Origin of the sequence: Panacagrimonas sp. (assembly GCF_965216805.1) — a bacterium.
Classification (GTDB): Bacteria; Pseudomonadota; Gammaproteobacteria; order Nevskiales; family Nevskiaceae; genus Panacagrimonas.
Window position 1 is genome coordinate 398,127 of the sequence record NZ_CBDCGN010000003.1, and the last position, 19,139, is coordinate 417,265.

Consider the following 19,139-nt stretch of genomic DNA (forward strand, 5'->3'; position numbering starts at 1 on the left):
TACACGCATGGCCAATGCCAAGTCCCGTAGCGTCGCGGGCAGTGGGGTGCTCAGCAGACCTTCGAGTTGCGCCAGATCGAAGTCGCTCAGCGTCTGCGTCTCAGGCAGGCGATCCAGCGCCGCGACATCCATGTTGTGGGTGGACCATGGAAGATTCTGTGCGGTCCAGAGCGTCCCTATCTCGCAGGCGATGGCGATACCGTAGGTGTTCCTTGGCTTGCAGGTACATCACCGGCTCGGCGAGCTTGGCGCGGTCCGCTGAGGACTCCAGATCGAGATACTCCGAAGGCCGCGTGCCGGTCGGTTCCAGCGCCAGGGTGGTCTTGCCGACCCGACCTGGACCCAGCAGGGCGACCGCCGGTGATTCGGTTAGTGCATCGTCGATTTCGGGGTACAGGCCGCGCGCGATCATCCTTGCAATTACGGAAATTCATTCCAGAAATACGAGGGTCGGTTTCAAGAACCAAGTGCAACGGTGGGTAGTTTGATCTGATGTTTACGACTGTGCTCGGCGAAGGCTTCGGCTAGGGTGCGCCAACCCAAAGTCTTTCGCGGCCGGGTGCGGCGCGTGCGCGGCGTTGATCTGCTCAACCCTGCTGCAGCGTCTTGAGCATCCGCGCGTAGTCCTTGCGGTAGCGTTTGGCGAGCTGCGACTTTTGGGTGTCGCCGAGAATCTTGCCGGACACCTGGAAGAATTTTTTCTCCTCTTCGCGCAGGTGGTGATGCACCTTGTGCGACAAGGCCTTGGCCTTTGCCATCCACGCAGTGCCGGCGTGATCCACCACCTGCAGGTCTTCGATCAGTTCGTCGATCTGGTGATGCTCGTGCAAGGCGTGGCGTGACGACGACAGCCCCATGTCGTCCATCAGGATCGGCGCATATAGATACCGTTCTTCGGCGGCAGCATGGGCGGCCAGTTCGATGCGCAGTTCGGTGAAGGTTGCGATGCGCGACTCGGTGCGCGGCCGCGTTCGCAGCAGTTTCTTGCACAGCTTGCGTTGGCGCTCGTGGCTCTCGCGCAGGGCGTCGTAGATGGTTTCGGTCATTCGATGGGCGCTCCTGGGCTGTGCCGGACCGCGATTGTCCGAACGCCAACTCGCTGCGCGCTGAACGAGCGCTGTCATGGGCGATATCGAATCGCCCGCGCACTGCGGTTGGAGCGACTCAGGGCGGCGAGATGAAGAAGCCGCGCACGCGCTCGTCCTTGACCGCCAGTTTGGCCAGCCAGTCGTCGCGCTCTCCGGCAAAGCTCAGGCGCCAGTAGTGCACTGTCATGCCGTGCAACTGAAACGAGCCCAGATAGGTGGAACGCTGTCCCGCCGCCAGCAGCGGGATGAAGTGCTGGCATACCTTGTCGAACTCTTCGCGCTTGAGAGACTGGAACACGACATCGCCGAGCGCGGTGAAGTCTTCGAAAGAATTGGACGCAATCGCCGACAGCATGTGCTCGTAGGCGTGCTGGGCGAACGGCTTGTCGGCCGCCGCAGAAGGGTTGCCAGCGGCCACCGCCAGCAATGCCCACGTCAACAGCCAGGCGGCGGGATTGATCGCGCTGCAACGCAAGGCGCGGCGTGGCGGAAAGTCAGCCGGCATGCCGCTCATCGAGCCAGCGCTGGCTCGCCGCCACACGACGCGCGTAGCGCGAATCGAACATGCCGAACAGGATCATCGTCTCTCGGGCGCTGGTCAGAACGCGCCGCCGTCGTTCTGCATCGCCTTGACCCGCAGGATGACGTTGGCGGTGGCATCCGCGCCGATCTGCCGCTGCTGCTGCATGAACTGCCCGATCTGGTAGCTGTTGAAGCCGCGCTTGGCAAGATAGTCCGCGGCGGGCGTCAGGGTGTCGTCACACTGCTTGACGATGTGCTGGGTCAGGAAGTTGACGTCGTCGGAGCCGTCGATGAGCGCCTGGATGGTCGTTTGCAGGCAGTCCTGATGCGCCTGTCGCACCGGCGCCATGGCTTCATCATCCGCCGGGCCGTAGGTGGGCGCACTGGCGCAGGCGGCGAGCAGTAACACCACACCGCAGGCAGGAATGTGGAGGAATCGTTTCATCACGAAAGGCCGGCAGCTCGAACCACCCGAGCATAGCCGCGCCGCTCCGGGGCGTAAAAGATTGTGGCCGCGCCGCAGGGGCCGGTTCTGGGGTGCCCGGGTTCGCCGGCCCGTGGCTCAGAGTTTGCTTTGACAGACCGGCGCAGCGCAGCGCAGCCAGCCGTGCAATGAAGCGGGCATCCCCCATCGAGCATTTGTCGAGGATCCCTGACGTGAAGATGCGCTTTCGCCGCCCCCTGTTATAACGTTTCGTACCTGGCTGCGTACTTGGCTGTGGCCCTGACGGCCAGCCCACTCGCCGTTGCGACCGGTATCCCCGGTGGGCCGAAGCCGAATGTTCCGCCCTCCGGGCCGCATGAGGTCTCCATCGGCTTCAACGTGTTTTTGCCAGAGACCTTGACGGTGCCCGTCGGCACCACCGTCACCTGGGTCAACAACGACGGCTCCAATCACAACGTGGTGTTCGCCGACACCACCACCAGCGGGCGCATGCGCCACGATGCGACCTATCAGCGCACCTTCACTGCGGCCGGCACTTTTGACTATCAGTGCTCGATCCACGGCGACCGCATGAAGGGTCGGGTCGTGGTGGAGTAGGCGATCACGCCGCCTTGCGCGGCGGCGCCAGCATCGGAAAGCCCAGCGCCTCGCGCGCCTTGAAATAAGCTTCGGCGCAGCCGCGGGCCAGGGTGCGCACGCGCAGGATGTAGGCCTGGCGTTCGGTGACGCTGATGGCACCGCGCGCGTCCAGCAGATTGAACGCGTGACTGGCCTGGATGGTGCGCTCGTAGGCCGGCAGCGGCAGCGGCACTTCAAGGCCCAGCAGATGCTGGCATTCGGCCTCGGCCTTGTTGAAGCGCTCGAACAGGGTCGCCACGTCGGCGTGCTCGAAGTTGTAGGTGCTCTGCTCGACCTCGTTCTGGTGGTAGACGTCGCCGTAGGTGACTTCACGCCCGGTCTTGGGGTCGCGTGACCAGATCAGGTCGTAGACGCTCTCGACCCCCTGGATGTACATCGCCAGCCGTTCAAGGCCGTAAGTGATCTCGCCGGAGACCGGCTTGCACTCGATGCCGCCGACCTGTTGGAAGTAGGTGAACTGGGTGACTTCCATGCCGTTGAGCCAGACCTCCCAGCCCAGGCCCCAGGCGCCCAGGGTCGGGGATTCCCAGTTGTCTTCGACGAAGCGGATGTCGTGGGTGAGCGGGTCGAAGCCGAGCATTTCCAGCGACGCCAGGTACAGCTTCTGGATATCGGGTGGGCTGGGCTTCATCAGCACCTGGAACTGGTAGTAGTGCTGCAGCCGGTTGGGGTTTTCGCCATAGCGGCCGTCGGTGGGGCGGCGGCTGGGCTGCACGTAGGCGGTGTTCCAGGGCTCGGGGCCCAGGGCACGCAGGAAGGTGGCCCAGTGGAACGTGCCGGCGCCCATCTCCATGTCCATGGGCTGGACGAGGGTGCAGCCATGCCCGGCCCAAAAGGCCTGGAGCTTGAGAATGAGGTCCTGGAAAGTCATGTCGGTGGCGACGCAGTTTCGAAGGGTCGGCAGTATACGAAGCCATCGCCTGCCAGGATCGCGCCAGATGACGCACCAAACATGTGCAAAATGTCTCGCGAAGGCGCGCAACGCACACAAACAGTGCGTCAATGGGTGCTCCACAAATGGGCTAGGCTAGGCATCGCCGCGCCTGGGGCGTGGCACAAATCCTGCGATTCCGGCCAGACCGTGCGAACGGTCGCGGCCTCGCGTTCGTCTGCTTTTCCCTGCTCCAACCCCCTACCCAGGAGACCTAAATGGCATCGGGCAAAGATGTACTGAAAACCATCAGCGAAAAAAGCATCAAATTTGTCGATTTCCGGTTTTGCGACACGCGCGGCAAGGAACAGCACGTCACGGTCCCGGCCAAGACGGTCGACGACAGCGTCTTCACCGACGGCAAGATGTTCGACGGCTCCAGCATCGCCGGCTGGAAGGGCATCAACGAGTCCGACATGATCCTCATGCCCGACGCCAGCACCGCCTTCGTCGATCCGTTCTTCGAAGAGCCCACCCTGTGCATCACCTGCGACGTCATCGAGCCCAGCACCATGCAGGGCTACACGCGCGACCCGCGCAGCCTGGCCAAGCGTGGCGAAGCCTATCTGAAGAGCACCGGTCTGGCCGACACCGCCTTCTTCGGCCCCGAGAACGAATTCTTCGTGTTCGACTCGGTGCGCTGGGATTCGGGCATGAAGGGCTGCTTTGTCGAGATCGATGCCGAGAATGCCGCCTGGAACTCCGGCAAGGTCTACGAGGCCGGCAACATCGGCCACCGTCCCGGCGTCAAGGGCGGTTATTTCCCGGTGCCGCCGGTCGACGCGCTGCAGGACATCCGCTCGGCCATGTGCGAGACGCTGGAAGCCGTGGGCATGGAAGTGGAAGTGCATCACCACGAAGTGGCCACCGCCGGCCAGTGCGAGATCGGCGTCAAGTTCGGCACCCTGGTGGGCAAGGCCGACGAAGTGCTCAAGCTCAAGTACGTGGTGCAGAATGTGGCGCACCAGTTCGGCAAGACCGCCACCTTCATGCCCAAGCCCATCGTTGGCGACAACGGCTCCGGCATGCATGTGCACCAGTCGCTGAGCCTGGCCGGCAAGAACCTGTTCTCCGGTGACGGCTACGGCGGTCTGTCCGAGACCGCGCTGTACTACATCGGCGGCATCCTCAAGCACGCCAAGGCGCTCAACGCGTTCACCAATCCCGGCACCAACAGCTACAAGCGTCTGGTGCCCGGCTTCGAAGCGCCAGTGATGCTGGCCTACTCGGCGCGTAACCGCTCGGCGTCGATCCGCATTCCGTACGTCGCCAACCCCAAGGGCCGCCGCATCGAGATACGCTTCCCCGACAGCTCAGCCAACCCCTACTTCGCGTTCACCGCGATGATGATGGCGGGCCTGGACGGCATTCAGAACAAGATCCACCCCGGCGATCCGTCTGACAAGGATCTCTACCATCTGCCGCCGGAAGAAGACGCCAAGATCCCGCGCGTCTGCCACAGCCTGGACATGGCGCTGGAAGCCCTGGACCAGGACCGCGGCTTCCTCACCAAGGGCGGCGTGTTCACCGACGATCTGATCGACGCCTACATCGAACTGAAGATGCAGGAGGTCACGCGTTTTCGCATGACCACGCATCCGATCGAGTTCGAGCTGTACTACAGCCTATGAGCTTCGCCAGCACGCGGTAACGCCGCGGGAACCGCGCCTTCACGGGTGCCGGAACGTGGAATCGAGCATGGAAACGCCCCGGGAAACCGGGGCGTTTTCGTTGCAGCCGCCGTCTCACGCGGCCGCGGCGCCACTGCGCGCGCGTTCCACGTCCGGGCTCAGATAGGCCGCTTCCGGAATCTCGCCCAGCCGAGGGCCGCAGCTTGCCCCCGGCGATTTGACCTGCGCCGGGAATATCGGACCAGGCGGAAACTTGTGGGCAACTTGTTGTCATGGCTGTGATCTGAATGACCTTCTGTCATGCAGACGTCTGGATGGTGGCTTCGTACGAGCTGTCTCGTCGAGACACTACGCCTTACGACGGATTCGGCTTCGCATAGACCATATCGTGCGGAAACCATCTCGGTTCGGATCGCCTTCATGATGGGCGATCACCTCAAATCTGGCGCTGGAATCGAGTCAGGTGCTGTTGACAACGTAAAGTTAATGGACGAGGTGCTCAAGGCTACTGAGCGCGTCCTTAATCCGGGTGCTCACGGCGGTGAGGCACCGTTGTACGAGAAGGAGATCGAGGACTCCATCGCCCTCGTCAAGCGACTCGAGACTGTGGCAACAGCTATAGAAGTCGCGGCCTCTCCTGCACCTCCCGTTCCGTGAATCCGGTGCCCTGCCGCGCTAAACCACGCAGTACCACTGAACACCCGTCGTTGTAGTCGGGTATCTGCACTGCCCGAGCGCGCCGTCGTCGTCGATGTTGCTGCTAGCGAACTCGACGGAGGGCGCAAGAACGGACGTCCCGATGCCGACTTGCTGGCGGATCTGCGCAAGGCCGGGCTCGTGGAGGTTGTCGGTCTGGGTGAACGAGGCGAGCTACTGTTTGAGCAGCTCGTTGCGGGAGCCGCTAGCGAGACCCTCGACGACGGCGAAGCGGCGACAATCGCGTACGCCGCTGAGACTTCGCTCGGCATCGTGATGGATGACAGCAAGGCGCGCCGGATTTGCCGTGAGCGGTTCAGCGGCATACCGATGCGATCTTCTGTCGAAATCCTCCAACATGCGTCGCTGCACCAGGCCTTAGGGGAGGTACGCATGGTCACAGCCGTTGTAAACGCCCTTCAGATTGGGCGTATGCGCGTGTTCCCGGAGCATCTCGCTTGGGTCTTGAAACTGATCGGCGACGAGAAGGCGAGCGCGTGTTGCAGCCTTCCCAGACGGTCGCGTCTGGCACACTCGCCGAGGATCTGAACGGCGTGGCTTCTTTCATCGTCATCCGGCATTCGAGGAGCACTCCGAGCACGTGCGGGACGCTATAATTCGACGCGAAGTTGTCCTGTGCTGTTTGGAGTGTGCAACGCACTCCGTCGGAACGCAGTTGATTGTGCGGAAGCTTTTCGCCTCTGACGCGCACGACACGGTGCATCAGGCGTGAATCGTTCTCCCTCTGCGATTCGCAGAGAGAGTGTTGTGCGTTCGAGGATCGAACATACACATGTCGTCGGGGGCATGGAGGGCACGGCGTATACGATTCAGCGCGAACCGCGCGCGCGTAGACGACACGACGGTAGGATTTATACAGAGCGCTGCCGCCAGATTGTGCTGGGAACACACGACACTGGCTCCAAGGTCGCCGGCGCCGGATACATCGGCGCTCAGCTGCCCGCTGCCGGATCGCAATGCCTATCTGGCGTCGTGAAAGATGATGCCGGCGGTGTGCCGCCGGCCGCTGCGGACGCGGCTGACGCCGTGGCGCAGGTTCACCCGATAGGTGCCGCGGCTGCCCTCCACGGGGCGCTGGTGCACGGCGAAGATCACCGCGTCGCCCTGCTGCAGGTCCACCACTTCGACGCTCGACTGCATGCGCGGCCGCTGTTCGGTGATCACGAATTCGCCGCCGCTGAAATCCTCGCCCGGTCGCGACAGCAGGATCGCGAGCTGCAGCGGAAACACGTGTTCGCCGTACAGGTCCTGGTGCAGACAGTTGTAGTCGTCGGGCCCGTAGCGCAGCAGTAGCGGCGTCGGCCTCGTCTGCCCGGCGGAGTGGCAGCGGGCGAGGAATTCGGCATGCGTGTCGGGGTAGCGCACGTCGAGTTTCATCGCCGAGATCCAGCGGTTCGCGAGCGGCACCAGACGTGGATACGCAGCGCTGCGCAGGTTCGCGACCAGGTCCGGCAACGGATAGTTGAAGTAACGGTACTCGCCGCGCCCGTAACCGTGACGCGCCATCACCACGCGGCTGCGAAAGCGTGCGTCGATGTCGTACAGGTTTGCCAGCGTGGCGCATTGGGCCGAGTCGAGCAGACCTTCGAGTCTGGCGCAGCCGCGTGTGTCGAGATCGATTTCGATCCGCGTCCAGTCAAAGGCCGCAAGGCGCGCCGTTGCATCGAACGATCGGGACCCGTCCATCAGGCTCGCGCCTCGCGTTCGAGCAGCTCGCGCTTGCGCTCCACGCCCCAGCGGTAACCGGACAGCGCGCCGTCGTTGCGCACCACGCGATGGCAGGGGATGGCCACCGCAATCTTGTTGGCGCCGCAGGCCTGTGCCACCGCGCGCACCGCCTTGGGCATTCCGATTCTCTGCGCGACGTCCGCGTAGCTCGCCGTGGTGCCCACCGGAATCTCGCGCAGCGCCTGCCATACACGCTGCTGGAACGCGGTGCCGCGCACGTCCAGCGGCAGGTCCAGCGAACCTGTCGGTGCTTCCACCAACCCGACCACCGCCGCCACCTGCGCTTCGAAACCGGCATCGCCGCCGATCAGGTTGGCCTGCGGAAAGCGATCCTGCAGGTCGCGCGCCAGCGCATCCGGATCGCCGCCGAGCAGGATCGCGCACACGCCCTGGGCGCTGCTGGCCACCAGCACCGCGCCCAGCGAGCACTGGCCGACGGCGAAGCGGATGTCCTGTTGCGCGCCGCCGCGACGGTAGTGGGTCGGCTTCATGCCGAGCACTTCGGTGGATTTTTCGTAGAAGCGACTGTTGGAGTTGTAGCCGGCGTCGAAGATCGCCTCGGTGACCGTGCCGCTGCGACCCAGTTGCGTGCGCATCCGATCGGCACGATGCGCCTGCGCATATTGGCGCGGGGTCAGGCCGGTGACCGACTTGAACACCCGATGGAAGTGAAAGGCACTGAGCCCGGCACGCGCGGCCAGCACATCGAGCGAGGGCAGGGTCTCGGCGCTCGCGAGCTCGCGGCAGGCCGCGGTTACCAGCGCGCCGTACTGCTGCTGCAGCGACGGCCGATCGGGCTTGCAGCGCTTGCACGGCCGGAACCCCGCCGCGCGCGCTGCGTCCTGGCTGAGGTGGAACTCGACGTTCTCCGGTCGTGCCGGTCGTGCGGCGCAGGACGGCCGGCAATACACGCCGGTGCTGCGGACCGAGTACCAAAATTTGCCATCGGCACTGGCGTCGCGCGCCAGCACGCGCGGCCAGCGCGGATCGGTTTCGGTGTGCCTCGCGCGCATCAATCGGTCGGGTTTCGCTTTCATGTCCTGCTCCTGGCGGTGGGCCTCGGAACCTATTCTTGAAGACCGGGGGCGGTGCCGCACTCCGGTGCTTGCGGTCGAATCAGTCGATCTGCAAATCGGCTGCGGCCGGTGACGCGTTCCCCCGCCCTCAACGCAGGGTGCCGCCCTGGCCGAAGCGGGCCGGCAGCAGGCCGCGCAGTTCGGCCTCGCTCAGATCGCGCCAGCGACCGCTGGCCAGATTTCCCAGCCGGATGTTGACGATGCGCAGCCGCTGCAGGCGCTGCACCCGGTAGCCGCAGGTCTCGCACATGCGGCGGATCTGCCGGTTCAGGCCCTGGGTGAGCACGATGCGAAAGCTGCGGGCGCCGCTGCGCGTCAGGGTGCAGGGCAGGGTGGTGACCCCCAGTTCGCGCAGGAACACGCCGCGCGCCATGTCGGCCAGAAAGCGGTCCGGGAACGGCCGGTCGACCGTCACCGCGTACTCCTTTTCGTGGCGGTTCTCCACGCGCAGGATCTCGTTGACGATGTCGCCGTGGTTGGTGAGCAGGATCAGGCCCTCCGAATCCTTGTCCAGCCGGCCGATGGGAAAGATGCGCTGCGGGTGGTTGACGAAGTCGATGATGTTGCCGGCCACGTGCCGCTCGGTGGTGCAGGTGATGCCGACCGGCTTGTTCAGCGCGAGGTAGACCGCGCTGCTTTTGGCCCCCACCACGCGGCCGTCGACCCGCACCTCGTCGCCGTCCAGCACCTGGGTGCCGAGGGTCGCAATGACGCCGTTGACGCGCACGCGACCGGCCTCGATCCACTGGTCGGCCTGCCGCCGCGAACACACGCCGGTCTCGGAGATGAACTTGTTCAGGCGCATGGAGCGTCACCGGGCGACGCGATGGCGGCGGAGGGTCGCGCAGCCTAGCGCGCCGGCGCCACAGCCAGATATCCGCAGCTTGTTGAAACCCTTGATCACCGGTTCAATACGGTGCCGGGCGGTCAGGCATCGCGCTGGCGGGTGGTGGGGCCGGGGAGAACGATCGATGGGCCTGCGCATCGGGGTGATGCTCGCTACGACTGCGGCCTGTTGCGCGGCGGCGGTGGCACCCGATTGCGTCGCGCAGGTTCCCCACATCGTGGTCAACGCCCAGCGCAGCGAGCAGCCGATCGAGGATGTGCCGGTGTCGGTGAGCGCGCTCGACGGTGAGCACCTGCGCGCGGCGGCGGTGCGCGAGCTGGCCGACGTGGTGCCGCTGCTGCCGGCGGTGCGCGCGGTGTCCAACGACCCGGGCCTGCCGCAGGTCTACATCCGCGGCTTCGGCACCAATCCCTTCAATCCCGGTTTCGAAAGCTCGGTGGGGCTGGTGCAGGACGACATCTACCTCGGCCGCCCGGGCTACTTCAACGAACCCCTGTTCGACGTGGCGCGGGTGGAAGTGTTGCGCGGCCCGCAGGGCACGCTGTTCGGCAAGAACACCAGCGCCGGCCTGTTCGGTGTCCAATCCCGCCTGCCCGGCGTGCACTGGAGCGGCGACGCACGGCTGACCCTGGGCGAGCACGCGGCACAGCGCCTGGAGGGCGGTGCTGGCGGCCGCTTTGCCGACTGGGGGGCGGTACGCGTCGCCGGGCTGTATCGCGAGGAGGACGGCGAGCTGTTCAACACCTTGCTGGCGCGCAATGAGCAGGCGCTGCGCCAGCGCGCCGGGCGTCTGAACCTGCTGCTGTCGCCCGCTGCGGACCTGAGCACGCAGGTGCTGGCGCAGACGTCCGACACCCGCGCGGCGTACTGGCCGTTCCAGCTTCTGGGACTGGACGCCGACACCCGCACCTACCTGCAGGCTTTCGACGCACAGGTCGAGGACGATCCGCGCAACCAGCGCACCTCGATGAACACGCCCGGCATCATCGAGCGCGGCGCCACCACGGTCGGCATGCGCACGCACTGGCGGCTCGATGGCAGCGCCGGACTGGACCGGCTGGCGCCGCTGCTGGTGCTGGCGCACTCGGATTTCGATCTCGACCAGCTCGATGATCTCGACGTATCGCCTGCCGATATCGCGCAACTGGACAGCCGCGAGGATCACCGCCAGCGCTCGGTCGAGCTGCGCGTGCAGGGCGCGCGGGACGACCTCGGTGATCGCGGCCAGAGCCTGGAATTCCTGGTCGGTCTCTATGCCTACGACGCGCAGCTCGGCCTGCTGGCCAACGCCCGCGCCGGCCGCGATCTGCCCTCATTTCTGCTGACCCCCGACTTCCTCCAGTTGGCCAGCGCCAACCACCGCTTCGCGCTGCCGGGTGGCGCCGGCGTGCCCGGCCTGCCGGTGCTGGGCGGACTGGGCGAGCTGCTGATCGGTGACGACCGCTACCGTTTCGATTACCGCCAGGACGTGGCCTCCAGCGCCCTGTTCGGGCAGCTTGGCTGGCATCTCGGCGAGCGCTGGGCCTACACCCTGGGCCTGCGCCTGAATCACGAGCGCAAGCGCGCCACCGCCAGCGGCAGCGCCATTTGTCCGGGGCGCGCGGCCGGACTGCCCAGGCCCTGCGCGCTGCAGACCCTGATCGGCGCGCGCGATTACCAGCGGGGCGATCTGCGCCGCAGCGTCACCGAGGTATCGCCACGGCTGGTGGCGCAGTACCGCTTCGAGGCCGGCCAGCTCTATCTGTCGCACACACGCGGCTTCAAGAGCGGCGGCTTCAATGCCATCTCGCTGACCGGCGAGGATCTGGAGTTCGACGACGAGCGCGCCGGCGCCACCGAGCTGGGCGGCAAGCTGCGCACTGCGGACGGCCGCTTGCGCCTGGTTGTTGCGGTGCACCGCACCCGCTTCGATCGCCTGCAGGTGCTGGCCTTCAACGGCGTGTTCTTCGATGTCGGCAACGCCGCCTCGGCCACCTCGCAGGGCCTGGAGGCCGAGTTCGAATGGGCCACCGGCTGGCCGGGGTTGAACCTGGCCGGCAGCTTCGGCCTGCTCGACGCGCGTTACGACGAATATCGCGACGCACCGGCCCCGGTGGCCCAGGGTATCGGCGCCCGGCAGGATCTGAGCGGCCGCCGCATCGCCTTTGCCCCGCGGCATACCGCGTCGCTCAGTCCATCCTGGCAGGGACTGCTGCGCGCGGCCCGGGTGCGCGTAGCGGTGGACCTGCTGCACCAGGGCGAACAGTTCACCGATGCCGATCTGGACCCGGCCACGCGCAGTCCGGCGCATACCCGCATCGATGCCCGTGCCACCGTAAGCACGGTTGACGCGCGCTGGTCGCTGACCTTGGGCGGGTCCAATCTCGGCGACCGTCGGGTGCTCAACCAAGTGGTCGATTCGGCCTTCTTTCCCGGCACCCACAATGCGATCCAGGCGCGCGGGCGGCAACTGTTTGTCACTCTGGGCGCGCGCTTCTGATGCGGCGCATGCCAACCCCTGTCCGAGCCCATTCCCGGTCGCGCCTGGAATCCCATATTCATGGGCTGGCGCCGCCGACGGCGCGCGTTACAGTGGCGTCGTCCGCAACCTGTGTTTCGCCGCATCCGCCCGCCATGCCCATTGCATCCGTCACGCCCTGGCGCGTCGCGCTGCTCGAAGACGACAGCGTGGCGCGCCGTTATTTCGAATCCTGTGTGGCGGCGCACGACCAGCTCGAACTGGTGGCGTCCTTCGCTACCCTGGGCGCAGCCAGGCAATGGTTCGAGCAGCACACCGCGGACGTCCTGCTCACCGATCTGGCGCTACCCGACGGTCACGGCCTGACCCTGATCCGCGAGCTGTCGCGCAGCCAGCCGGCTTGCGAGATTCTGGTGGTGTCGGTGTTCGGCGACGAAGACAGTGTGATCGCCTGCATCAAGGCCGGCGCCCTGGGCTACATCCACAAGGACTCGGCGCCCGACGACGTCGGCCAGACCATCATCGACGTCAAGCACGGCGCCTCGCCGATCTCGCCGATGATCGCGCGCAAGATGCTCGCGCACCTGCGCGGCCCGGTCCCGGCGGTGCCGCGGCCGGCGCCGCAATTGCTGTCGCCGCGCGAATCCGAGGTGCTGGAACTGATGGCGCGCGGCTATTCGTATGCCGAGATCGCGCGCTCGCAGGCGGTCTCCATCCACACCGTGCAGACGCACATCAAGAACCTGTACGGCAAGCTTGCGGTGCACTCGCGCAGCGAGGCGGTGTTCGAGGCCAGTCGCATGGGACTGATCCGCAGCATGAAGACTGCGGACACCTGAGAGCCGGTGCACCGGCACCTGCCGACCGCGTGGGTCCTCGGCGTCGTGCTGTTCCTGCGGCCCTGCCTTGCCGCCGCGCTACCGTCGGTGACCCTGCATGCGCAGGCGACACCGCAGCCGGTCGGACAGGTGCAGGCGCTGGCAAACGATGCCGCGCGGCCACCGGGCGCCCGCGCGGCCTGGCAGGACACCACGCTGCCGGACCGCTGGCTACACACCCGCCCCGACTACGCCGGCACCGTCTGGTATCGCTTTGCGGTGATCCTCGACGCCGCGCCGCAGGCGCCGATCGCGCTGGTGTTGCCCAAGCTGTCGATGAATGCCGACCTGTGGATCGACGGCATGCTGACGGGCCGGCACGGTCGCATGGACCCCCCGCTGAGCCGCCATTGGAACCGCCCGCTGATGTTCCAGCCGCCGCTCACCGCGTGGCGGACCGGTCCCAACGAGGTGCACATCCGGGTCAAGGCGCGGGCCGGTCAGGACGGTGGCCTGGGGCGTCTGTGGATCGGACCGGCCGACAGTACGGCGCCGCTCTACGAACGGCGCCGCTTCCGCCAGTCCACCCTGGTGCTGATCGCCAACATCTCGGTGTTCGCCCTCGGGTTGTTCTTTCTGTTCATCTGGGCACGCAAGCGCCAGGACGTGCACTACGGCTACTTCGCAGCCGGCACGCTGCTGTGGGGGCTGGCCAATACCAACATGGCCACCGCCGAGCCGCCGCTCGCCGATGCCGTGTGGGAATGGTTCGCCCACATGATGCTGATCTGGGGCTTGCTGCTGCTGGGCCTGTTCGGCCTGCGCTTCGGCGGCCAGCGCCGGCTGCGCCTGGAATGGGCGGTGCTGGTTTTCGCGCTGGCCGGCGGCGCTGCGCTGGCACTGGCGCCGGAGACCTGGCGCGATGCGGTGGACCTGGTGCTGTTGGTGCCGGTGATTGCGCTCGGGTGTTTCGGGATGGTGTCGGTGGCCCGCGCCATCCGCCCGCGGCCGCTGCACGACCATGTGCTGTTTGCCGTTGCCGCGGCTACCACCCTGGGCATGGGCGCGCACGACTGGCTGCTCAAGGCCGGTCACCTGCCCTACGAACATGCCTACGCCCTGCCCTTCATTGCCCCGGTGCTGCTCGGCGCCATGGCCTGGCTGGTCGCCGGAGAGTTCGCCCGTGCGCAGCAAGACCTGGCCCAGCTCAACCGCGAACTGGGCACCCGCGTCGAGGCGCGCGAACGCGAACTGCGCGAGTCCTACGCTCAGCTCGGCGAGAGCGAGCGTCAGCGCGCGGTGATCGCCGAACGCGCGCGCATCCTGCGCGACATGCACGATGGTGTCGGCACCCATCTGTCGGCGGCGATCCGTCAGATCGAGACCGGCAGCGCCTCGTCGGCCGAGGTGGCGCAGTCGCTGCGCGACTCGCTCGACCAGCTCAAGCTGTCGGTGGACGCGATGAACCTGCCGCCCGGCGACGTCAACGCCCTGCTCGCCGCGCTGCGCTACCGCCTGCAGCCGCGCCTGCGCGCCTCCGGTCTGGAGCTGGACTGGCAGGTCGACGAACTGCCGCTGTGGCCGCAGGGCGACGGTACGGCGATGCGTCACCTGCAGTACATGCTGTTCGAGCTGTTCTCCAATGCCCTGCAGCACGCCGGCGCGCGAAGCCTGACGCTGAGCGCACGCGCCGACGGCGCGGGCATCGAGATCGGTCTGCACGATGACGGTCAGGGCTTCGGCGTGCCGCCGGAGCAGGCGCTGCGCAGCGTGCGCGAGCGCGCCGTGCTGATCGACGCGCGGCTCGTGGTGGACACCGGGCCCGGCGGCAGTCGCGTGGGCATCCGCTTGCCGCTGGGCGATGCAGCTTCCAGTGCCGGTAGGGGCGGCTCTTCGACGCCTTCCGCAACCCGTGAAAGTTGATCCCGCGTTGTAGCGCGGTCCGCTGCGCGCGCGAACCGGTGGCGCAGCCGGTGCGAGTTCCCCGCTGCGTGGCTCCCCAATTCATGTGATGTGCAGTCGACCGACGGCGATTTAGCGTTGCGCCCGACTTGCTGGGTTGCGCCCGCCTTCGGCGCAACGCGCATCCCGTCGTCATCGCCGGAGCGTGATGCACCATGTCTTCCTCGAACATCGACACCCAGCGGCGGATTGCCACGATCCGCGAAAGGCGGGCGCAGCTGACCCGGATACTGGAGAGCCAGAAGCGCATCCTGGATTACTGCGACCGCAACGATCTCTGGGAAAATATGCCGTGGTTCGACACGCGGCCTCAGAAACGCTCGGGCGATCTGCTTCATGTATTCATCGCCGGTTCGAAGGTCAGGGAGCTGCTGACCAGCGACATCGAACGGATCAACAAGCATATGAAGCTGTTGGAATCCGAGCTGGCACGTGCCCGGCGCGTTCCGAACCGGACCAACCGTATCCGCAATGCGCGGGACGATCTGCGAATTTCCGAGCAGCGGGTGCGGCAGGATATCGATCGCATCATTCGCAACGCCGAAAAACGCGGCCATCTTTCGGGCGAGGAAACCGAGGCGATCCAATCCGCCCTGGGTGGCATCATCGACAAGGCCATCATCGTTGCCAAGCTCGATCAGAATCGAGCCGCTGTCGCCAAGCTGGTGGGCCTGGTGGCGGAGTTGTACACGGTTGATGGAGTCGAGACGGACGCCGCTCGGAAGGGCATGGAGGTGGCCGGGTCCGTGGCGAAGGCCCGCGCGCAGCAGGGGCTGAAGAATCTGAACAAGGGCGGCAAGGTCACCGCCGAAAGCGCGCGAGCGCTGTTCGATAGCCTGGCCGATGCATCGCTGATCGGGGTCGATGTATCCGCGCTCCATGGGCAGGCGCTGGGCGTTGTCGACCACGAGTTGCAGGCGGCGGAAAAGCGCTTCCGCAACAGCCCGACCTCGGACAACTTCGTCGCGATGCAAAAGATCGAAAACATCAGCATCGAGATGGGCGGCGACGCGGTCGAGCACCCGCCCAAGGGGCTGCGCCGGGTCAAAACGGGCGACCGTCACCAGGTGGCGCGGGGCGAAACGCTCAGCGGCATATCCAAGCTGTACTACGGTTCCTTTTCATTCTGGGACGTGATCCTTCGACACAATCGCGCACTGTGGCCGAACACCGACGCACCTCGGCCCGGCTCCGAGCTGCAGATTCCCTTCTGATCGGGCGGCGGCGCGGTCACGCATCGGGCCCGCGCTTTGGCTTCCGGGCGGCTATCCGATCAGCAGCACCTGCCGGTACAGCGCGCCGAAATCCTTCGCCGCCGCGGCGTCGAAATGCGCGAGCCGGTAGCGCACGGTGAGAAACATGCGGTCTTCCATCGAGGCCGCGCCCACCGATACCCCGGCGGGCATCGGCGCGGGCGGGGTGAAGTAGAGGTCGGTGATCTTGCCGGCGTCGCCCATGCTCGGGCTGGTGGCGAGGCGGCCGAGGTTGGACAGGATGGTGGTTTCCATCAGGCTGCCGGCGAACAGCGGGAACAGTTCCTTGAGCCGCGCCTTGAGCACGGCGGGGAACAGCTTCGGCAGTTCGAGCAGATCGATCAGCACGCCGGCGGCGCCGGCTTCCTTGTACTCGGTGGTCTGCCTGCACACGGCTTGGGTCGTCGCGGCGAAATCGGTCTGCGCGCTGGCCGGCAGCGACACCGAAACGTAGGACGAGAAGTTGGTCACCACCTCGAACCACCAGTCCTCGGGCCGCAGGTTCACCGGCATCATGATGCTGGTGCGCCCATTGCGTGCGCCGTGCTGCGCGTTCCATTGCTTGATGGTCAGAGCGAGGCCGGCGAGCAGCATGTCGTTGACCGTTGCCGGCTTGACGCGCCGGGCCATGAACTGTTTGGTTTCCTTGGGCGAGAACGCCAGCAGCTCGAAGCCGTAGCCGGGCAGCGTGTCCGGGTGTTTCACCTCGACGCCGCGACCCTTGATGCGCGTCGGCGGGTTGCGCGCCTTGTCCAGATGATCGAGCAGCAGCTTAATGCGCTCGATGCGCTGCGTGAGCGTTTTCGATCCGGCGAGCTTTTTGAGATCGCGCACCGACAGCGGATCGAGCGCGGGCACCGGGTCCGGCTCGCCCGCGTAGTGGCGCACGATGGACTGGATGATGCGGAAGGTGCTCAGTCCGTCGCCCATGGTGTGGTTGACGTTGATCATCAGCCAGTCGCCCTTGGGGTGATGCACGAGGTAGATCATGAAACCCGGCGACAGCGACAGCGGCACCTGGATGCTCTGCAGCCGCGAGCGATGCGCGGCGACGTCCTTGTCGGTCCTGGCGTCGTAGACCGTCAGCGGCAGGTGATCGATCTGCTCGGGGATGTCCCAGAAGTAGCGCACTGCGCCTTCGCCATAGGGCTGGATGCGGGCCCGCGCGATGGGATGTTTTTCGGTGGCGTAGCGGATGCTGTCGCGCAGTCGCGTTTCTTCGATGCGACCGGTCACGCGCACCTCGACCTGCACGCTCCAGGTATCGGGGCGGCGGTCCATGTTGAGAAAGGTGGATTCGAGGTGATTGAACTCGGCGGTCTGCATGTCGTTCTCCCAGGGATTTCTGCTTGTGTGCACAGCCTAGCGTGACCGGCCTCGGTAAGGGTTCGGACGCCTTGCCGCGCCCCGCGCGCGGAAGCTACCGTGACCGGGCGGAACAACAGGCGAGCGTAGCCACTGGCCGCTCAATAACCGGGGATGGACATGAGTCGAATGCTGATTCTGGGATATGGGGTTGCCAGCTATGCGTTGTTCTTCGGGGTATTCCTGTACCTGATCGGCTTTGCCTGCGACCTGGTGGTACCGAAGACCGTGAGCAGCGGCGTGCCCGGCCCGTTGCTGCCGGCGCTGGCGATCAATCTCGGCCTGCTGCTGTTGTTCGGGGTGCAGCACAGCGTGATGCCGAGGCCGGCGTTCAAGCGCTGGATCACCCAGTGGCTGCCGCAGGCGATGGAGCGCAGCACCTATGTGCTGGCGACCAGCGTCGTGCTGATCCTTACCTTCGCCTACTGGCAGCCATTGCCCGGCATGGTGTGGCAGGCGCAGACGCCGGCCCTGGTGTGGACCTTGTGGGGTCTCAATGCGCTGGGTTGGCTGCTGGTGCTGGTCGCCACCTTTCTGACCAATCACTTCGACCTGTTCGGGCTGCGCCAGGTGTGGTTGAACTGGGTGCGCCGTAGCTACACCCCGGTGCCGTTCCGCGAGTATTTTCTATACCGCTGGATTCGCCATCCGATGATGCTGGGGTTGTTCATCGCATTCTGGTCGGTGCCGGTGATGAGCGTCAGCCACCTGATGTTCAGCGCGGGCATGTCGATCTACATCTTCATCGGCGTGCACTTTGAAGAGCGCGGCCTGCGCGTGGAGCTGGGTCAGCCTTATCGTGATTACGCGCTGCGTACCGGAAGATTCCTGCCGCACTTCTGACAGCCCGCAACGGAGCCTGACGTGATCGTTTTCATCAGCGGGGCCAGCGCCGGTTTTGGCGCCGCCATTGCCCGCCGTTTTGCCCGCGAGGGTGCCCATCTGATCCTCGCCGGGCGTCGGCACGAGCGTCTGCAGGCGCTGACGGCGGAACTCGCGGTGCCCTGTTTCTGCCTGCGGCTGGACGTGCGCGACCGCCGCGCGGTGGAAGCGGCCGTCGCCACCCTGCCGGCGGACTTCGCCGCCATCGACGTGCTGGTCAACAATGCCGGCCTGGCGCTGGGGCTGGAGCCGGCGCACCGCGCCTCGCTGGACCAGTGGGAGCAGATGGTGGATACCAACATCAAGGGCCTGATGACGCTGACGCGAACGGTGCTGCCGGGCATGGTGGCGCGCCATCGCGGGCACGTGATCAACATCGGCTCCACCGCCGGCGAGTGGCCTTATCCCGGTGCCAACGTCTACGGCGCCAGCAAGGCGTTCGTGAGGCAGTTCTCGCTCAACCTGCGCGCCGATCTGTACCAGACCGCAGTGCGCGTCACCGACGTCGAGCCGGGCCTGGCCGGCGGCACCGAATTCTCCAACGTGCGTTTCGGCGACGACGCCCGCGCTGCACAGGTCTACGCCGGCACCCAGGCGCTGACGCCCGAGGACGTCGCCGACACCGTCTATTGGGTGGCCTCGCGCCCGCCGCACGTCAACGTCAATACCTTGTCGATCACCCCCGTGTGCCAGGGCTTCGGGCCGGTGGCCGTGCATCGGCAGGAGTAGGGGCAGAAGGCTCGACGTTCGCAGCCAGCGCGCCTCCAGCTCCGTCCA

General features: G+C 66.0%; 19 protein-coding genes. 10 read left to right on the forward strand and 9 right to left on the reverse strand.

Translation table 11 applies throughout. The features are described 5' to 3' along the window. Positions 1-100 precede the first annotated feature (100 nt). The 4 genes from ACOOHP_RS15020 to ACOOHP_RS15035 all read right to left on the reverse strand — a co-directional run bounded on the left by ACOOHP_RS15020 (position 101) and on the right by ACOOHP_RS15035 (position 2,055). A complete protein-coding gene (locus ACOOHP_RS15020; RefSeq protein ID WP_420467295.1) occupies positions 101-412 on the reverse strand; it encodes a hypothetical protein in 312 nt (103 codons plus the stop codon). Between the two features lie 175 nt (positions 413-587). Beyond that, complete coding sequence (locus tag ACOOHP_RS15025; RefSeq protein ID WP_420467296.1) at positions 588-1,046, reverse strand: hemerythrin domain-containing protein; 459 nt, start codon at positions 1,044-1,046, stop codon at positions 588-590. 118 nt (positions 1,047-1,164) lie between these two features. Beyond that, positions 1,165-1,602 carry a hypothetical protein gene (locus ACOOHP_RS15030; protein WP_420467297.1) on the reverse strand — a complete coding sequence of 146 codons (438 nt, stop codon included), beginning with the start codon at positions 1,600-1,602 and terminating at the stop codon, positions 1,165-1,167. 84 nt (positions 1,603-1,686) lie between these two features. Continuing rightward, positions 1,687-2,055, reverse strand: a complete 369-nt coding sequence (locus ACOOHP_RS15035; RefSeq protein WP_420467298.1) for a hypothetical protein — start codon at positions 2,053-2,055, stop codon at positions 1,687-1,689. Between the two features lie 273 nt (positions 2,056-2,328). Between ACOOHP_RS15035 and ACOOHP_RS15040 the strand changes: the two genes are divergently transcribed. After that, positions 2,329-2,652 carry a cupredoxin domain-containing protein gene (locus tag ACOOHP_RS15040; protein ID WP_420468723.1) on the forward strand — a complete coding sequence of 108 codons (324 nt, stop codon included), beginning with the start codon at positions 2,329-2,331 and terminating at the stop codon, positions 2,650-2,652. 4 nt (positions 2,653-2,656) lie between these two features. On the opposite strand, the gene glyQ is transcribed toward ACOOHP_RS15040, so the two are convergent. After that, complete coding sequence (gene glyQ, locus ACOOHP_RS15045) at positions 2,657-3,565, reverse strand: glycine--tRNA ligase subunit alpha (RefSeq protein ID WP_420467299.1); 909 nt, start codon at positions 3,563-3,565, stop codon at positions 2,657-2,659. 278 nt (positions 3,566-3,843) lie between these two features. On the opposite strand from glyQ, the gene glnA reads away from it, so the two are divergent. The 3 genes from glnA to ACOOHP_RS15060 all read left to right on the forward strand — a co-directional run bounded on the left by glnA (position 3,844) and on the right by ACOOHP_RS15060 (position 6,501). Beyond that, on the forward strand, positions 3,844-5,256 hold the full coding sequence (gene glnA / locus ACOOHP_RS15050) for a type I glutamate--ammonia ligase (protein ID WP_420467300.1): 1,413 nt from the start codon (positions 3,844-3,846) through the stop codon (positions 5,254-5,256). 420 nt (positions 5,257-5,676) lie between these two features. After that, positions 5,677-5,913 (forward strand): hypothetical protein, encoded by a 237-nt coding sequence (locus ACOOHP_RS15055; protein WP_420467301.1) that lies wholly within the window; start codon positions 5,677-5,679, stop codon positions 5,911-5,913. A 150-nt stretch (positions 5,914-6,063) separates the two neighbouring features. Beyond that, positions 6,064-6,501 (forward strand): hypothetical protein, encoded by a 438-nt coding sequence (locus ACOOHP_RS15060; protein WP_420467302.1) that lies wholly within the window; start codon positions 6,064-6,066, stop codon positions 6,499-6,501. Positions 6,502-6,933: 432 nt separating this feature from the next. On the opposite strand, the gene ACOOHP_RS15065 is transcribed toward ACOOHP_RS15060, so the two are convergent. The 3 genes from ACOOHP_RS15065 to ACOOHP_RS15075 form a co-directional block, all read right to left on the reverse strand. Further along, positions 6,934-7,659: a 2OG-Fe(II) oxygenase gene (locus ACOOHP_RS15065; RefSeq protein ID WP_420467303.1), complete on the reverse strand. Its 726-nt coding sequence runs from the start codon at positions 7,657-7,659 to the stop codon at positions 6,934-6,936. Next, on the reverse strand, positions 7,659-8,738 hold the full coding sequence (ada, locus tag ACOOHP_RS15070; protein ID WP_420467304.1) for a bifunctional DNA-binding transcriptional regulator/O6-methylguanine-DNA methyltransferase Ada: 1,080 nt from the start codon (positions 8,736-8,738) through the stop codon (positions 7,659-7,661). Before ada ends, ACOOHP_RS15065 begins: the two co-directional genes overlap by 1 nt. Positions 8,739-8,865: 127 nt before the next feature. Then, on the reverse strand, positions 8,866-9,582 hold the full coding sequence (locus tag ACOOHP_RS15075) for a pseudouridine synthase (protein WP_420467305.1): 717 nt from the start codon (positions 9,580-9,582) through the stop codon (positions 8,866-8,868). A gap of 166 nt (positions 9,583-9,748) precedes the next feature. Between ACOOHP_RS15075 and ACOOHP_RS15080 the strand changes: the two genes are divergently transcribed. From ACOOHP_RS15080 to ACOOHP_RS15095, 4 genes are all read left to right on the forward strand, one after another. After that, complete coding sequence (locus ACOOHP_RS15080; RefSeq protein WP_420467306.1) at positions 9,749-12,103, forward strand: TonB-dependent receptor; 2,355 nt, start codon at positions 9,749-9,751, stop codon at positions 12,101-12,103. Positions 12,104-12,237: 134 nt separating this feature from the next. Continuing rightward, a complete protein-coding gene (locus ACOOHP_RS15085; RefSeq protein ID WP_420467307.1) occupies positions 12,238-12,921 on the forward strand; it encodes a response regulator in 684 nt (227 codons plus the stop codon). Positions 12,922-12,927: 6 nt separating this feature from the next. Then, positions 12,928-14,823, forward strand: a complete 1,896-nt coding sequence (locus ACOOHP_RS15090; RefSeq protein WP_420467308.1) for a sensor histidine kinase — start codon at positions 12,928-12,930, stop codon at positions 14,821-14,823. Positions 14,824-15,017: 194 nt separating this feature from the next. Next, the gene (locus tag ACOOHP_RS15095; protein WP_420467309.1) at positions 15,018-16,076 is read left to right on the forward strand and encodes a LysM peptidoglycan-binding domain-containing protein; all 1,059 of its coding nucleotides are present in this window, start codon (positions 15,018-15,020) and stop codon (positions 16,074-16,076) included. 51 nt (positions 16,077-16,127) lie between these two features. Here ACOOHP_RS15095 and ACOOHP_RS15100 read toward each other — a convergent pair whose 3' ends face one another. Next, a complete protein-coding gene (locus tag ACOOHP_RS15100; RefSeq protein ID WP_420467310.1) occupies positions 16,128-17,441 on the reverse strand; it encodes a condensation domain-containing protein in 1,314 nt (437 codons plus the stop codon). 159 nt (positions 17,442-17,600) lie between these two features. Between ACOOHP_RS15100 and mddA the strand changes: the two genes are divergently transcribed. Together mddA and ACOOHP_RS15110 are read left to right on the forward strand one after the other, a co-directional pair. After that, the gene (gene mddA, locus ACOOHP_RS15105) at positions 17,601-18,323 is read left to right on the forward strand and encodes a methanethiol S-methyltransferase (protein WP_420467311.1); all 723 of its coding nucleotides are present in this window, start codon (positions 17,601-17,603) and stop codon (positions 18,321-18,323) included. Between the two features lie 21 nt (positions 18,324-18,344). Next, positions 18,345-19,091, forward strand: a complete 747-nt coding sequence (locus ACOOHP_RS15110; protein ID WP_420467312.1) for an SDR family NAD(P)-dependent oxidoreductase — start codon at positions 18,345-18,347, stop codon at positions 19,089-19,091. The last annotated feature ends 48 nt before the right edge of the window (positions 19,092-19,139 follow it).

Excerpts from the sequence above, each read along its gene's own strand:
- ACOOHP_RS15020 (WP_420467295.1), bottom strand. The coding sequence starts at position 412 with ATGATCGCGCGCGGCCTGTACCCCGAAATCGACGATGCACTAACCGAA.
- ACOOHP_RS15025 (WP_420467296.1), bottom strand. The coding sequence starts at position 1,046 with ATGACCGAAACCATCTACGACGCCCTGCGCGAGAGCCACGAGCGCCAA.
- ACOOHP_RS15030 (WP_420467297.1), bottom strand. The coding sequence starts at position 1,602 with ATGAGCGGCATGCCGGCTGACTTTCCGCCACGCCGCGCCTTGCGTTGC.
- ACOOHP_RS15035 (WP_420467298.1), bottom strand. The coding sequence starts at position 2,055 with ATGAAACGATTCCTCCACATTCCTGCCTGCGGTGTGGTGTTACTGCTC.
- glyQ (WP_420467299.1), bottom strand. The coding sequence starts at position 3,565 with ATGACTTTCCAGGACCTCATTCTCAAGCTCCAGGCCTTTTGGGCCGGG.
- glnA (WP_420467300.1), top strand. The coding sequence starts at position 3,844 with ATGGCATCGGGCAAAGATGTACTGAAAACCATCAGCGAAAAAAGCATC.
- ACOOHP_RS15055 (WP_420467301.1), top strand. The coding sequence starts at position 5,677 with ATGATGGGCGATCACCTCAAATCTGGCGCTGGAATCGAGTCAGGTGCT.
- ACOOHP_RS15065 (WP_420467303.1), bottom strand. The coding sequence starts at position 7,659 with ATGGACGGGTCCCGATCGTTCGATGCAACGGCGCGCCTTGCGGCCTTT.
- ada (WP_420467304.1), bottom strand. The coding sequence starts at position 8,738 with ATGAAAGCGAAACCCGACCGATTGATGCGCGCGAGGCACACCGAAACC.
- ACOOHP_RS15075 (WP_420467305.1), bottom strand. The coding sequence starts at position 9,582 with ATGCGCCTGAACAAGTTCATCTCCGAGACCGGCGTGTGTTCGCGGCGG.
- ACOOHP_RS15080 (WP_420467306.1), top strand. The coding sequence starts at position 9,749 with ATGGGCCTGCGCATCGGGGTGATGCTCGCTACGACTGCGGCCTGTTGC.
- ACOOHP_RS15085 (WP_420467307.1), top strand. The coding sequence starts at position 12,238 with ATGCCCATTGCATCCGTCACGCCCTGGCGCGTCGCGCTGCTCGAAGAC.
- ACOOHP_RS15095 (WP_420467309.1), top strand. The coding sequence starts at position 15,018 with ATGTCTTCCTCGAACATCGACACCCAGCGGCGGATTGCCACGATCCGC.
- ACOOHP_RS15100 (WP_420467310.1), bottom strand. The coding sequence starts at position 17,441 with ATGCAGACCGCCGAGTTCAATCACCTCGAATCCACCTTTCTCAACATG.
- mddA (WP_420467311.1), top strand. The coding sequence starts at position 17,601 with ATGAGTCGAATGCTGATTCTGGGATATGGGGTTGCCAGCTATGCGTTG.